Raw genomic sequence first — 1,366 nt, 5'->3', positions numbered from 1 at the left:
GCGGCGCGAGGTGTCGCCTCCCCAGGACGGCCCATCCGGCAGCGTCGTATGGGCTGCCCGGTTTTGTCATCGTTTGACGCAGGCAACGCGCACTGTACCGCGCATAATTTGGTCCGGGTCCGGTGGCATGGCAGAAGCCGCACCTCCCGGGCCAGCGTCTCGAACGGGCGACCTCGAACACAAACCGCAGACATGTGAATTTGGTCAGCAGCTCAGGACGGCCCTAGGTGACTTTCGCGCGGGCGTTGGCGATGATGGGTCTAACAGAGCGATCACGGGAGATCCTGTCCGCGATCTCCGATCATGGACACGCTCTATCTGGATCTCCCCGGATCGCCGTTGTTATGTGGCGCCGGTTGGCAGGTCGGCTGCTTTTGCGCAGTTTGCCACCGACGTTCCAGAGGAGCTTACGGCCTGTCCCCCATCGCGACGAGAGGACGCCGACATTGGATCGCTGACGGTGTAACTGACAATGCCGCGACTCGCTCGCGAGCATCGTCAAGATAGTACTGCAAACCACTTCCAGCGATCTTTTTCGTCCCTCGTGCGCCCTCGCCAGATCGCGCATGTCGCGCGAGGCCTCTCGGGCTCCTCCTGCCATTGCGGAACACGATGTCAGCCGCGATACGTTTGCGGGTCAATCCCCCTTCACTCCCCCGCCGCTTTCCGCAGAGGTCAAACCCATGCCCAGCATAGCTGCGCCACGCGCGATGAAGCTGAAGCCCGGCAGACCGCTCCAGATGCCGCCCGGATAACGCAACAAAATGGAAACGGCTGAAAGGTCTGCGAATCAACACGACAAACAGCTTTTAACATATTGAATTATCGGGGTTGTGCAATCGCACATCGTCCAGATCGTTTTCTCAGACAAATTTTTCCGTTGCATCTTCGAAACAAAAAACGTCAGGAATAACCCTGCCCTTCAGAGCGCCACCCACAAAACCCGGAGGATGTCCATTGTATTCCGGCGCGTTAAGTGCATGGCACCACATATGCGTCATGCCAAACCCGGATTGGCAGTCGGCCAAACCGTCCCTCACCCTCAGGAGGAACTCATGCGTAAAACATTACTGGCGTCCGCTGCAATCCTGGCTTTAGGCTCCAGCGGGTACGCAATCGCAAATCCCTGCAGTGACAATGGCGACACGTCCTGCGACCAAAGGTCGACCACCGGCGCCAATACCATGACCAACGAGGCGACATCGGATCAGGCCAGTACTTCGGGCAGCAACGCGAACGAGGTCACCGGCGGTTCACGGGTGTTTCAGGACTCGTTCAACACCAACAGGATCGTCGCAATCAGCCGGCTTGATGGTTCGGTCACCCATGTCCATGTCAATGGCATCGGCAACGTCGCCTCCAACAC

General features: G+C 58.6%; 1 pseudogene. It reads left to right on the top strand.

What is annotated here, in order from left to right:
• Positions 1-1,055 precede the first annotated feature (1,055 nt).
• Positions 1,056-1,366: pseudogene (locus KHO33_RS41825) on the top strand (hypothetical protein); the annotation flags it as partial.

Source organism: Paraburkholderia nemoris (assembly GCF_905221015.1).
Taxonomy (GTDB): domain Bacteria; phylum Pseudomonadota; class Gammaproteobacteria; order Burkholderiales; family Burkholderiaceae; genus Paraburkholderia; species Paraburkholderia nemoris.
This window is presented reverse-complemented; position numbering and strand designations above follow the sequence as displayed.